This window comes from Maribacter sp. MJ134, from assembly GCF_003970695.1.
Taxonomy (GTDB): Bacteria; Bacteroidota; Bacteroidia; order Flavobacteriales; family Flavobacteriaceae; genus Maribacter.
Genome location: NZ_CP034570.1, coordinates 3,423,209 through 3,436,490, shown reverse-complemented (window position 1 = coordinate 3,436,490; position 13,282 = coordinate 3,423,209). Strand labels below are relative to the sequence as shown.

General features: G+C 42.0%; 10 protein-coding genes. 5 read left to right on the top strand and 5 right to left on the bottom strand.

What is annotated here, in order from left to right:
* Positions 1–119 precede the first annotated feature (119 nt).
* On the top strand, positions 120–509 hold the full coding sequence (locus EJ994_RS14845; RefSeq protein WP_126593201.1) for a hypothetical protein: 390 nt from the start codon (positions 120–122) through the stop codon (positions 507–509).
* A gap of 53 nt (positions 510–562) precedes the next feature.
* Here EJ994_RS14845 and EJ994_RS14840 read toward each other — a convergent pair whose 3' ends face one another.
* From EJ994_RS14840 to EJ994_RS14825, 4 genes are all read right to left on the bottom strand, one after another.
* Positions 563–2,974, bottom strand: coding sequence for a TonB-dependent receptor (locus tag EJ994_RS14840; protein ID WP_241240799.1), 2,412 nt, complete (start codon positions 2,972–2,974; stop codon positions 563–565).
* 1 nt (position 2,975) lies between these two features.
* Complete coding sequence (recO, locus tag EJ994_RS14835) at positions 2,976–3,695, bottom strand: DNA repair protein RecO (RefSeq protein WP_126593744.1); 720 nt, start codon at positions 3,693–3,695, stop codon at positions 2,976–2,978.
* Between the two features lie 135 nt (positions 3,696–3,830).
* The gene (gdhA, locus tag EJ994_RS14830) at positions 3,831–5,174 is read right to left on the bottom strand and encodes an NADP-specific glutamate dehydrogenase (RefSeq protein WP_126593199.1); all 1,344 of its coding nucleotides are present in this window, start codon (positions 5,172–5,174) and stop codon (positions 3,831–3,833) included.
* Positions 5,175–5,356: 182 nt separating this feature from the next.
* A complete protein-coding gene (locus EJ994_RS14825; RefSeq protein WP_126593198.1) occupies positions 5,357–6,511 on the bottom strand; it encodes a cystathionine gamma-synthase in 1,155 nt (384 codons plus the stop codon).
* Positions 6,512–6,596: 85 nt separating this feature from the next.
* On the opposite strand from EJ994_RS14825, the gene EJ994_RS14820 reads away from it, so the two are divergent.
* Complete coding sequence (locus EJ994_RS14820) at positions 6,597–7,346, top strand: DUF3298 and DUF4163 domain-containing protein (protein ID WP_126593197.1); 750 nt, start codon at positions 6,597–6,599, stop codon at positions 7,344–7,346.
* Between the two features lie 2 nt (positions 7,347–7,348).
* On the opposite strand, the gene EJ994_RS14815 is transcribed toward EJ994_RS14820, so the two are convergent.
* Entirely contained in the window at positions 7,349–7,804 is a 456-nt protein-coding gene (locus tag EJ994_RS14815) for a DinB family protein (protein WP_126593196.1), read from the bottom strand.
* Positions 7,805–7,889: 85 nt separating this feature from the next.
* Between EJ994_RS14815 and EJ994_RS14810 the strand changes: the two genes are divergently transcribed.
* The 3 genes from EJ994_RS14810 (at position 7,890) to EJ994_RS14800 (ending at position 13,276) form a co-directional block, all read left to right on the top strand.
* Positions 7,890–8,243 (top strand): arsenate reductase family protein, encoded by a 354-nt coding sequence (locus EJ994_RS14810; protein ID WP_126593195.1) that lies wholly within the window; start codon positions 7,890–7,892, stop codon positions 8,241–8,243.
* Positions 8,240–9,127: a DMT family transporter gene (locus EJ994_RS14805; protein ID WP_126593194.1), complete on the top strand. Its 888-nt coding sequence runs from the start codon at positions 8,240–8,242 to the stop codon at positions 9,125–9,127. Before EJ994_RS14810 ends, EJ994_RS14805 begins: the two co-directional genes overlap by 4 nt.
* A 159-nt stretch (positions 9,128–9,286) precedes the next feature.
* A complete protein-coding gene (locus tag EJ994_RS14800) occupies positions 9,287–13,276 on the top strand; it encodes a thrombospondin type 3 repeat-containing protein (protein WP_164721481.1) in 3,990 nt (1,329 codons plus the stop codon).
* The last annotated feature ends 6 nt before the right edge of the window (positions 13,277–13,282 follow it).

The window sequence follows — 13,282 nt, the reverse complement described above, 5'->3', positions numbered from 1 at the left end:
GACGATAGCGGAAATAAAAAACATTAAAACGTCCAGAAAGCGATTTTAACCGTATATGTTTGCATAAATAAACACTAAAAATTAACACAATGAAAAAAGCAATTTTAGGTTCAGTATTAATGTTGGCTTTAAGTATCTCTTTCGTTTCTTGTAGAGAAACTGCGGATAAAGCCAAAGAGGCTGCCGAGCAGGCAGGTGAAGCTGTTGAAGAAGCAGGTGAAGATTTAAAAGAGGTCGGTGAAGATGCTATGGATGCTGCTGGTGAAGCAGTAGATAATGCAGTTGATGCAACTGGCGAAGCTTTAGATGGCGCTACAGAAGCTGCTGGTGACGCTATGGACTCTGCAAAAGAGGCAGGTTCAGAAGCAATGGACAAGGCTAAGGAAGTTGGCAATGACGCCATGGACAAAGCCAAAGAAGTTGGAACAGACGTTGAGAACGCCGCCAAAGATGCTGCGGATAAAACTGCTGCAAAGGCTAAAGAAGTTAAAGACGCGGTTAAAAACTAACTAGCGTTTTAAATAATCAAAAAAAGGCCCGATAGTATCGGGCCTTTTTTCGTTTAGAAATGATACCCTATCCCAAGAATTAAGTTAGTTCCGGGTGCTGCAATCCCCGAAGAGTAGGTTCTATACCTTTGGTTCGTAATATTTTCCAAGTTCAGTGACGCTTTAAATCGACCGCTAAAGTCATATTGCGACCTAAAATTTAAAGTGTACCATGATGGGGAATACGGGTCACCATCTTCATCAAGCTTGTAAATAAACTCCTTGGAACGTTCGGACACCGCTAAATCGTCAAAGGGAATTTCCCCGTTATAGTTCAGGAAAAAATCGGCCTTCAACTTTTGATTTTTCCAGATGACATGAAAATCTCCAAATGTGGGTGCTGCATGTCTCGCCGGACTATCCGTGCCGTCCGCTTCTTCTTCAATGCCTTCTGTGATGGTAAGATTGGAAGACAAAGACCATTGTTCCGTTAAGAAGGCATCTAACCCAAACTCAAATCCATATACATACGCTTTAGCCGCATTCTGTATGGCCTGTACATTGCTCAGTTCTCCCGCATATTGTATTTCCGATAGCCCGTTAAAACTAAAATCCCTCCGGACTAAAGCATCTACCAGATAGGTGTAAAAGGTAGCCCCTTTGAAAACAATCTTATCCTTAAAGTTCTTTCGGATTCCTAGCTCCACATTATAGGCATATTCCGGTTCCAATTCTGGATTGGGGACCACCACGGAACCTGGCTCGGAGTCAAAAATTTTACCTACATCATCTATATTAGGAGCCCTAAAACCCGTAGACCCATTAAATGTCACCTGCAAATCCGCCTTTGGAAACCAGCTAAACCCTAAGCTTCCCGTTAAGGCACCTGTGCTTAGATTTGCGTCCTCAAAAGGAAATTGATAAAAGGTCTGGTCAAAAGCTGCATTTATCCATACGTGACTATATCGCAATCCGGATAGTAAGGTGAAATTGGGCTTTGTTTTATACTCTCCATTCGCGTAGCCCGCCAAACTTTTCCAAGTAGCACCATTTGGATATCTTGAGGGTGCGTTACTGGTTGCATTGGTTTCTATATTTACATCCGTACCGTTGGAATAGACTTTATTGAAAATGAATTCGCTGCCATAATACAGACGAAAATTTCCCATTTTTCGATTTTCAAAATCAATGTTCATGTTAAGGGCATCTACTTTTTCCCTAGTCTTGTTTAAAATGATATCTTGAAAATTTCTGTTGTTCCGGCTTTCTTCAAAATGTTGGTAAGCTGTAGTTATTTTAAGTCCGTCGTAAAACTTACCGTTCCCCTTTCTATTGATTTGAAGATTACCCATAAACCATTTTTGAGGACCGTAGAACCACTCCGCCGAGCGCAACCCATCTCCATCACTAGAAGGACGTATTAAGCGATCATACCTGGAATAGCTCGAAGTTTCAGAAAAATACGCCCCTAAATTCAAATCCCAATTCGCATTGGGCTTAAACAAAATCTTCTGCATCAGATTTATTTGATCGTACCCTGTAGAGACTTGTTTTCTAGGATTTGGATTATCTACCAAAGTATCTTCCCCGTTTACCGTTCTTACAAATTGATTTCTTAGATAAGAATCCGGACCGTGGGCCCCCATGACCAAATCCTGAAAGTTGTTATAGGTAATACTCGTAAGGGCTGCCCATTTTTTCTTTCCCAAGCTCACATCGGCATGCATCGTATTTTCATTACTCGCCGATGCAAATCGATAATTAACGTTCCCAGTAACGAGCAAACTATCCTTTTGGTGCAACAAGGGCTTTTTGGTATAAAAATTCATAACCCCTCCTATGGCATCACTACCATAAATTACAGAGCCAGGCCCAAAAATAATCTCCGTATTTTTCACGGAAAAAGGATCTATGGATATGACGTTCTGCAGATTTCCTCCCCTAAAGATGGCATTGTTCATCCGAACGCCATCTACAGAAAGTACAAGTCTATTGGTAGAAAAACCTCTGATCATTGGGCTGCCTCCACCCAACTGACTCTTTTGAACAAATACTTTTCCGCTATTTTGCAGGAGATCGGCAGCCGTTTGCGGAGCCCCAAAAGCAATAGACCTAGCGTCTATGGAAACAATTTTATTGGGGATATCCTTTTTTTGTTGTTCCCATTTGGATACGGAAAGTACAACTTCATCTAGCTGCTCCGGTTTCATGATAAGAAAAACCTTGTTTCCCTGGTTTTTTATTAGGGATTTTGAAGTTTTACGGAGTTCATAGCTCATATGTTTTAAGCTAATACGGTCTCTTACAGAAAACAATGAAAGGTCAAAATAACCATCAAAACCGGTCAAAGCTATTTTAGATTTATCAGAGTTAAAGACCGCTACGTTAGAAATTGGTTCCTTGGTATCCGCATCTAAAACAATAACCTGTTGGGCCCGTAATGAACATACAAAAAGCAGCAGACCAACGAGAACTATTCTATGCATACTAATTGAAGACTTCATTTAATATCGCAAGAGATTTAGGCTTTCTAAAACCTTGCAAATGTAATTCAAAATAGAGGACAAGGGATTTTAGCAATTCTTGCCGATTTGCCTTTCTCATCTTAACCGAATGTATTGCATCAAAATTTATGCCTAAGAACTCCTTGAAGTAGATTAAATTTTCCCCTTGAATTATTGGATTCAAAGACGGACTGACTATAAACTCCCCTTCTAGTAAATCAAAATAGGATGCCTCTATATTATTCGTGTCGGGGTAGAATCCTAAATACTTCGTTAATACGATTAAAAAGTACAGATGAAAGTTGGCGATTTCTTCATGTATATCCAACCATTGTAGCGATGCCTCTAAAAAATGGAAAAGCGGGGCGTTTTGTTCTTCCTCATGTATGCTGTTACTCAACATTTCGGCCAGAAATAAGGTCAATGCATTTTTAGCGATATGGGTATGTAGTGTCTGGTAATGGTAGCTTACCTTGGCTTCCCGTATACTTTCCAAAGTGCCCTTGTTGCGGTGGTTAGCTACTAATTCCAATTGCGTCAATGGCTGAAATAGCGCTGCCCGCATTTTTCCTTTTTTAGCTGATAGAATTCCCTTTAGCAGATATGTCTTTAAACCATCGGAAAGGGTAAAGGCCTTTATGATAAGGCTTGTATCCCCATATTTCAAGGAAGTAAGTATTACGGCCTTGGTGGTCACTTGCATCTGCGCTGGTTGGTTTATACAAAGATAACCTGAAAAACTGCGAAATACGAGTCTATCAATGACCAGTTTACCCATAAAAAAACTGTAAGTACCATGTGGCACTTACAGTTCTTTATGCTTCTAATTATAAGTCTTTTATATCACTCCCTGCGCCAACATGGCATCCGCCACTTTAACAAAACCGGCAATGTTAGCTCCTTTTACGTAATTACAGTAGCCATCATCGTCTTTTCCATATTTTACACAAGAATCGTGAATATCTTCCATAATATCCTTCAACCTTTGGTCTACTTCCTCTCTAGACCAACTGATACGAAGTGAGTTTTGCGACATTTCTAAACCCGAAGTGGCCACACCACCAGCATTGGAAGCCTTACCTGGTGCAAATAGAATTTTACCTTCATGAAATTCGTGAATAGCCTCAGGAGTAGAAGGCATATTCGCACCTTCCGCTACACAAACACAGCCATTCTTCACCAATGCTTTCGCGTCTTCGCCATCCAATTCATTTTGGGTGGCACATGGTAAAGCAATATCGCATTTTACGGTCCAAGGGGTCTCTCCCTTATAAAATGTCGCAGAGCTATACTTGTCCGCATATTCAGAGATACGTCCTCTTTTGTTGTTCTTTAAATCCATCACATAGGCCAACTTCTCCTCATCTATACCGTCCGTATCATGAATATACCCTTGGGAATCTGATAGGGTCAATATCTTCGCTCCTAAATGCAATGCTTTTTCCGCAGCATACTGTGCTACGTTACCTGAACCGGAAATCACAACATCCTTTCCTTTAAAGTCCATTCCGTTGGTCTGCATCATACTCTGTGCAAAATAGACCGTTCCGTAACCGGTTGCTTCCGGGCGTATTAAGGAACCACCCCATGAGCGACCTTTACCGGTAAGTACACCGGTAAATTCATTGCGTATTTTCTTATACATTCCAAAAAGGAACCCTATTTCCCTTGCACCCACTCCTATGTCACCCGCAGGAACATCGGTGTTAGGTCCTATATGCCTGTTGAGCTCTAACATAAAGGCATGGCAAAAACGCATCACCTCATCATCGGATTTTCCTTTTGGGTCAAAATCAGAGCCCCCCTTGCCACCTCCCATGGGAAGCGTGGTTAAACTATTCTTGAAAACCTGTTCAAAAGCCAAAAACTTCAGTATACTGGCATTTACCGTTGGATGAAAGCGAAGACCTCCTTTATAAGGGCCTATAGCGGAGTTCATCTGAATACGGTATCCTCGGTTTACGTGAATGTCACCATCATCGTCTACCCAGGCTACCCTGAAAGAAATTAACCTTTCTGGCTCTACCATCCGCAGTAAGATATTCTTACCGTTGTATATTTTGTGTTTTGCGATGTAAGGAATTACCGTTTCCGCTACTTCCTGTACCGCCTGGATAAACTCGGGCTCATGACCATTTCTGGTCTTTACCTCATCCATAAAGGCTTTTATTTTTGCTTCCATAGAATTAAATGATATCAGTTTATATTAGTGAATTCTAAATATATCGACAAAATTATGCTATTATTATAATTTGAAGTCCTAATTTTTTACAATTCACTAAAAATTATTGTTTTAATGGCATTAATTTAATTTCTCTGCATAAAAGCTAAACTTTCCATAGGATTGGTGCGGAAAGTGCTTTATTATCCTATTGCCTGTTCTAAATCTGCAATTAGATCATCTACGTCCTCAATCCCTACACTTAAACGTATCAAAGCATCTACGACGCCACTCTTTTCTCGCTCCTCCTTCGGTATACTGGCATGAGTCATACTCGCAGGGTGACCTGCCAAACTTTCCACACCGCCCAAGGATTCCGCCAATGTAAATACTTTAAGACTCTCTACAATTTTTACGGCGTCTTCGTAACTACTCCCCTTGGGTACAAAAGAAATCATACCCCCAAAATCGGTCATTTGGCTTTTTGCCACATCATGGTTGGGATGGTCCTCAAATCCGGGCCAATATACTTTTTCAATCTTAGGATTATTGGTCAAGTATTCCGCAATAGCTTTCCCGTTTTCGCAATGCCTTTGCATGCGAACATGCAATGTCTTTATACCACGTAATACTAAAAAGCTATCCATAGGGCCGCATACGGCACCACTCGCATTCTGTATGAAATAGAGTTTGTCTGCGAGGTTCTTGTCTTTTACGACCAAAGCTCCTACCACCACGTCACTGTGTCCTCCTAGGTATTTGGTAGCGGAATGCATCACAATATCCGCACCCAAATCCAACGGGGTCTGTAAGTAGGGTGTGGCAAAGGTATTGTCAACCGCCAAAAGAAGGTCGTACTTTTTTGCCAACTGCGCTGCGGCCTTAATATCTATAACGTTCATCATGGGATTCGTAGGTGTTTCTACCCATATCAACCTCGTTTTATCGTTAATAGAATCCTCAATTTTCTCGGCGTTTTGCATCCCAATGAAATGGAACTTAATGCCGAATTTTTCAAAAATCTTTTTAAACAATCGGTAACTACCCCCATATATATCATTAGTGGACACCACCTCGTCTCCGGGACTCAATAGTTTGATAACGGCATCAATGGCCGCTAGACCGCTTCCGAACGCTAGGCCATAATTTCCATTTTCTATACTGGCCAAGGAATTCTCTAATGCCGTACGTGTTGGGTTGGCACTTCTAGAATACGCATAGCCCCTATGACCTCCCGGAGTGGATTGGGCGTAGGTGGAAGTTTGATAGATAGGCGGCATAACCGACCCATAGGCTTTATCGGGCTGTTGCCCACCATGAATGGTTTTACTGTTGAATTTTAATCTTTTTTCACCCATCGTCCTATATTATCCTTACAAATGTATCGTTATCTTTTGGAGAATACAATGAAGCTGTACTTTTGTCCTAAATGAGCTATGCCCCATGAAAACCCGAATCATTTGCCTTTCTGTACTATTACTTTCCTTTGGTTGTAAAAAAGACCACAGACTTACCTTAGAACCTACTTCCATTACGGGGAACGAATGCTCGGATTGTCCCGTAATCCAGGTTTCCATTCCTACAGCTTTGGGCAAAACCAAAATTGATAATAGTGTTAATACCGCTTTGCGGGAAGAAGTGATCGCTATCTTAAATTTTGACGAGGAGACAGCGGCCTCAACCATAGAAAATGCAATAAGCTCCTTTAGTGCGGCTTATTATGACTTGAAAGAAAAATATACCGACGAATCTACCACTTGGGAGGCCAAAATAGAAGGAAACCTTACCTATGAGGACGAAAATATCCTGACCATTAAGTTAGATTCCTATTTATTTACGGGTGGCGCCCATGGCTATAGCACCAGTCGCTTTTTGAATTTTGATAAGAAGAAAGGTCAAGAATTGGAGCGATCCGAACTCTTCAAAGACATGGATGCATTTCAAGATTTCGCCGAAGAAAAATTCAGATTACGGGAACAAATTCCGGAAACAGACCCCATAAACAGCACTGGATTCATGTTTGAAGGGGATTCCTTTTATTTACCTCAGAACATCGGGTATACCCAAAACGGATTACAACTCTTTTATGAACAGTATGAGGTGGCCTCCTATGCGGACGGACCCATAACCCTTACCATTCCCTACCTCGAAATAGAAAAATTTATGCAGGTACCGGTAAAACAAGTGCGTTAAGCTTAGAGCATTTTTCTGAGTGCGAAAATAGAACCAAGGTGAATACCTTCATGGAATAAATTAAAGTCGGCCGCATCCTGCACATTGCGTAAGGTTACTTTTGCACTGGTAGTGTATTCATTGAAATTTTTGAAAAGTCCCGCTTCGTAATCTTCTTTGGTCCAGGTTATCGTTGAAAGTAAGAAATCTGCCACCATCTTCATTTCGGCATCGGTTGCGGTACCATCTGGCACAGTACCTTTTTTAAATTTGTCTACCAATGCTTCTGGTACCCGCATCTGCAGTCCGCTTAACTTATACACTAAAATTTGCTGGGTCACCACCACGTGGGCTATGTTCCACCAGATATTATTACGAAATCCCTGGGGTATTTTCAGAAGGTCTTCCTTAGGGGTCTGTTCTAAAATAGCATGTAAATTTTTACGGTTTTGCAGGGTGATTTCCAATTGATTCTTCAAAGGGTTTGTTTTTTTAATGAGCCCTAAAAGTAGCACAAATCCTATTATTTGAGTTTCTTTGCAAGGTGAATTTTAAGCATCTCCCATGAAAAAAATATACCACTTAAGTTCTTGCAACACCTGCCAGCGCATTATAAAAGAGCTACAACCCCTGGACGGATTTACGCTTCAGGATATTAAAGCAGAACCTATAACAACGGCACAGCTTGAGGAAATGCGTGCATTAACGGATAGCTACGAATCTCTTTTTAGCAGACGGGCAGTGCTCTATAGGGAAAGAGGTCTGGGCAATAAAAATTTAAGTGAAGACGATTACAAAAATCTCATTTTGGAACAGTACACCTTTTTAAAGAGACCCGTACTAGTCAATGGTGAGGAAATTTTTATAGGAAATAGTAAAAAAGTCGTCTCTGCGGCCAAAGAAGCCATTTTCTCTTGAGTAAAAGGACACTAGCTTTTTTAGCAGCTATAGGAGCTACTACCATCTACGGCATTAACCACACTTTGGCCAAAGGCGTAATGCCCAATTATGTGACGCCTTTTGGTTTTATCTTTTTACGAGTAGTTGGCGCAGCGGTACTATTTTGGGGCATCTCCTTTTTTGCTCCTAAGGAAAAAATAGACAAAAAAGACTGGGGCAGAATATTGCTTGCGACCGTACTTGGGATGGCCATAAATATGTTATCCTTTTTTAAGGGCCTACAACTCTCCACCCCTATAAATAGTGCTGTTTTAGTTACCATTAGTCCTATCGCCGTAGTGGTGCTATCCGCATTTTTACTCAAAGAACGCATTACCATAAACAAAGGTTTGGGTATTTTCCTAGGCTTTATAGGAGCCGTTTCCCTAATTCTTTTTGGAGCAGAAATACGGCAAGATGCACCCAATATACCGCTGGGCAATATGCTGTTCATCTTAAATGCCGTGGCGTACGGCGCGTATCTGGTGGTTGCCAAAAAATTGGTCGCCAAATACCACCCCTTTACACTCATGAAATGGCTGTTCACGATTGCGGTTATCATTAATTTTCCCATCACTTTTGCTGATTTCTTAAAAATAGATTGGGTTACCATGCCCCTTTGGGCCTACGGTGTGGTCGCCTTTGTTATCATCGGTACAACATTTTGCACTTATCTATTCAACATCTTTGCAATGACGGAGCTTAAAGCCAGTACCATCGGAGCTTTTATTTATGTGCAACCTATTGTGGGTATCATCTTTGCCTTGGTTACCGGAAAAGACTCGCTCACCCTTATCAAAGTTGGGGCTGCCGCCTTGGTCCTAATAGGGGTCTATTTGGCCAGCAAAAGAGTGAAATCCTAGTGCATTTCCCAAAAATCCTTTTTCTTTAGATTACCGTTCATCGTGTTTACACACTAAATCGGCTGTATTCTCCGTTTACCATTCAAAGAAATATTTTATCGGTGCAATAGTCTGATGAAGTTTCTAAAATTAGCCCACTCTAATTTAACCTACGCCCTGATGTTATATTACTTTAGGATTACACTCCTAGTTGCCATTTCCCTATTTACGCTTACCAATGCAGCCGCCCAAAATCAAGATCCTATTTTAGTGAACAACGACGTATCGTCCTTGTTATCCTCGTTAAAGAATGTGGCTACGTCCAAGAACTTAGAAGACGCACCCGTCTTTAAACTATCGGATAAGAAAACATTTGTCTTAAATCTCAATGTGGAGAAGGTGGTTCAAAAGGAGCGTATTTTTATCGGTGCCATAGGAACAACAAAAAACTCCTCCTTTACCCTATCTTTTGACGGTAAGGTCTTAAAAGGTCATATCCTGGAGAAGGCCGCCAATCGTGCTTATAACGTTTTCTCACTACCCAATAAGAAAGTCTATCTAGAGGAAACGAACATCAACACGATTCTATGTGTGGACTATGTTAAGAGTACCACTACAACGCAAAAATCACCAAGTAGCCTAGTTGCTAAAATGGCGCCAACAACCTTAGAAAGTAGACCTGGCGCCACTGCCGTCGTCTATTTAGATTTTGATGGGGAAACGGTTTCCGGTACGAGTTGGAGAAACGGGAACACGATCAATGCCGAACCTGCCGGTTTTTCAGATGCGGAAATTATTAGGACCTGGGAAATAATGGCAGAAGATTTTAGTCCATTTAACATTAACATTACCACCAATAGAACGGTCTACGAACAAGCGCCCAACAACCAGAAAATGTTGTGCATTTTTACTCCTACGGATACTGCTGCGCCTGGTTCCGGTGGTGTAGCCTTTATAAATTCTTTCTCCAGTAATGCCAATAATCCTTGTTGGGTCTATAACATAAGAAACGCCAAAGAGGCTGGTGATACAGGCTCCCATGAGGTGGGGCATACCCTTGGCCTAAACCATGACGGCAAAGGAACCACGGAATACTATCGAGGCCATAACGACTGGGCCCCGATTATGGGTTTTAGCCCGGGAAAACCTATTGCACAGTGGAGTTTTGGAGAATACAGCAATGCATCGAATACAGAAGACGATATTGCCATCATTACCAACTCCCGCAATAATTTTGGCTTTATCCCGGATGATCACGGCGATGACATTGATAATGCCACGGAGTTGATCGCCAATGGTGCAGGGATTGTGGACGAAACGGAGAATCGCGGCATCTTGCACAATAGGCAGGATACCGATGTTTACAGCTTTCTGGCTCAATCCGGAGATGTATCCTTTCAAATTTCACCGGCCGAGAACGATCCTAATTTGGATATCAGCGCAAGAATTCTAGATGCTTCGGGTGCAGAGGTCGCTGTGAGCAATCCAAATAATACTTTAGTGGCAAGTTTTAGTACAGCACTGCCGGCCGGTCTTTACTACTTGGAAATTGATGGTGTAGGCAATAGAACCGTAGAAGACGGTTACTCCGATTATGCCTCTATAGGGCAATATGTTATCTCTGGCCAATATACCGTTCAATCTCCGGAAATTGACCTTCGAATTATAGCTGTTAGCCCTGATGGGGACGATTTTATATGTGGTGATGTTAGCCCTGTTGTAACCGTTAGAAACAGCGGCTCCAATACCATTAGCGGTTTTGATGTCAACTATGCGCTTAATGGCGATACCCCAAACACTTTTAGCACAAATACCGTACTTGCACAGGATGAAGAAGTAACACTTACCCTACCCGTGCTGCTCCTAGAAAATGCCGGTAATACCGAATTGAACATCAATGTTATCATTGAAAATGATGATATTCCCTCCAATAACGCTGCGAGCACTGAATTCTTTGGTAACAAGGCCGCTGTGGCAGCCCAGGCAAATACTTTTGAAAATGACAGTGATGCACTCATCGCTTTTAGTACGGATGGTAATGATCCCGTGTGGGAAAGAGGTGTTGCTTCCGGCAGTGTTTTAAACCAAACCGCAACCAACAATACGTCTTACATTACTAATTTGAATGGGGACTATCCCGATGGTAGAACGGCTTATCTCATTACCAATTGCTACGATTTGTCTACTATTGAAACTCCTATTTTAAAATTCGATATGGCGTTCGACCTAGAATCAAATTTCGATATTCTCTACGTAGACTATTCTATAGATGGAGGCACTACTTGGAACATTTTGGGTACTAGCGATAGTCGACCCGCATGGTATAATAGCAATAGGACCAATGCCTCTTCTGGAAATGATAATGATTGCCAAAACTGCCCTGGAGCACAGTGGACCGGCACCAACGTACCCTTAGCAAATTACGGTTATGATTTTACCGCAAATGCCGCCCTAGGAGAAACGGATCTTACACAGGAAAGCAATGTTCTTTTTCGGTTTGTATTTCAATCGGATAATTTTATTACCAACGAAGGTGTGCTTATCGATAATCTTATTATGGAAGGTTCGGAGCGCGACGATGACGATGATGATAACGATGGTATTTTAGATGTAGACGACAACTGCCCCTTGACTCCCAACCCCAATCAACTGGATAGTGACGGAGATGGTATTGGTGATCTATGTGACGATGATGACGATAATGATGGTATTCCTGATGTAGATGACAATTGTATATTGACCGCTAATGCTGATCAAGAAGATACGGATGGCGATGGTATAGGTAATGTTTGTGAGGACTTCAACGACGACGATGGTGATGGTGTAGCGAACGATGTAGATAACTGCCCGTCGGTGCCTAATGCGAATCAGGCCGATGGTGATAACGATGGTATTGGGGATAGTTGTGATCCTGACTTGGATAACGACTCCATCCCTAATGAGGACGATAATTGTCCGCTAATCTCCAATCCCGACCAATTAGATTCGGACGGAGATGGTATCGGGGATATCTGTGACCGTGACAATGACAATGATGGTATAGATGATGAGAACGATAACTGCCCGTTTATTGCGAACCCTAATCAGGAGGATTCGGATAATGATGGTATCGGTGATGTTTGTGACAATGCCAACGATGATGAAGACGGCGATGGCATCAATAACGATGTAGATAATTGCCCCTTGACCGCCAACCCGGACCAATTAGATTCCGATGGGGACGGCACAGGCGATGTTTGCGATAATGATGACGACAACGATACGGTATTGGATGTTGTAGACAACTGTCCCCTTACCGCAAATGCGGACCAGGCAGATTATGACAATGATGGTATTGGCGATGTATGTGATGCCGATTTGGATAATGATATGGTCCAAAATACCACGGATCTCTGTAACCGAACACCGTTGGGCGCTAGGGTAGATGCCTCGGGCTGCCAAGTATTCTTTATTGCAAGGGAAAATTATAGCGTTACTAGTACAGGTGAGCGTTGTAGAGACCTCAATGATGGTACTATTTCCATAGCCACCAGCGAATCTTATACCTACACGGCGGTAATTACCGACGGTACTACTTCACAAACACAAGATTTTACAACAAATGCACTGTTTGAAGGCTTAGAGACGGGCAACTATAGTGTCTGTATCACCGTAGCTGAGGATGCCAATTACCAAGAATGTTTTGAACTTACTATTGACGAGCCGGAAGTCTTTGAAGTAGTTCCTGTAATAAACCCAGTGGAGAATACCCTATCCTTGGAAATTTCTGGAGGTGGAAGCTATACCGTTGTTTACGGTGAGGAGACCATCACGGACAATGTAGGCTTTTTAAGTTTCCCCATTACCGATAGCAGAACGCAGCTCACGGTAACATCCGAGAGGGATTGCGAGGCGGTCTTTGAAGAATTGATTCTCCTACAAACGGATTATCTCGTATACCCCAACCCAGTAGCCAACGGCGAACTATTTATAACAAGTTCAGGTGTTTTAGAACCTAATATTTCGCTTCGTTTGTATAACATGGGTGGTGTACTTCTAAGGCAAGCATTTATTGAAGACGCTACCAACGATCCGTTACGATTGGATGTCCTTGGTCTAGCTAGTGGTAATTACATTCTTAACATAGAAACAGCCTCTGAAAACAAGGCCTACAAGGTCATCATTAGGTAACGCTTA

Coding starts and splice junctions, on each gene's coding strand:
- EJ994_RS14810 (WP_126593195.1), top strand. CDS start 7,890: ATGAAAAAAATATACCACTTAAGTTCTTGCAACACCTGCCAGCGCATT.
- gdhA (WP_126593199.1), bottom strand. CDS start 5,174: ATGGAAGCAAAAATAAAAGCCTTTATGGATGAGGTAAAGACCAGAAAT.
- EJ994_RS14840 (WP_241240799.1), bottom strand. CDS start 2,974: ATGCATAGAATAGTTCTCGTTGGTCTGCTGCTTTTTGTATGTTCATTA.
- EJ994_RS14800 (WP_164721481.1), top strand. CDS start 9,287: ATGTTATATTACTTTAGGATTACACTCCTAGTTGCCATTTCCCTATTT.
- EJ994_RS14825 (WP_126593198.1), bottom strand. CDS start 6,511: ATGGGTGAAAAAAGATTAAAATTCAACAGTAAAACCATTCATGGTGGG.
- recO (WP_126593744.1), bottom strand. CDS start 3,695: ATGCAAGTGACCACCAAGGCCGTAATACTTACTTCCTTGAAATATGGG.
- EJ994_RS14820 (WP_126593197.1), top strand. CDS start 6,597: ATGAAAACCCGAATCATTTGCCTTTCTGTACTATTACTTTCCTTTGGT.
- EJ994_RS14845 (WP_126593201.1), top strand. CDS start 120: ATGTTGGCTTTAAGTATCTCTTTCGTTTCTTGTAGAGAAACTGCGGAT.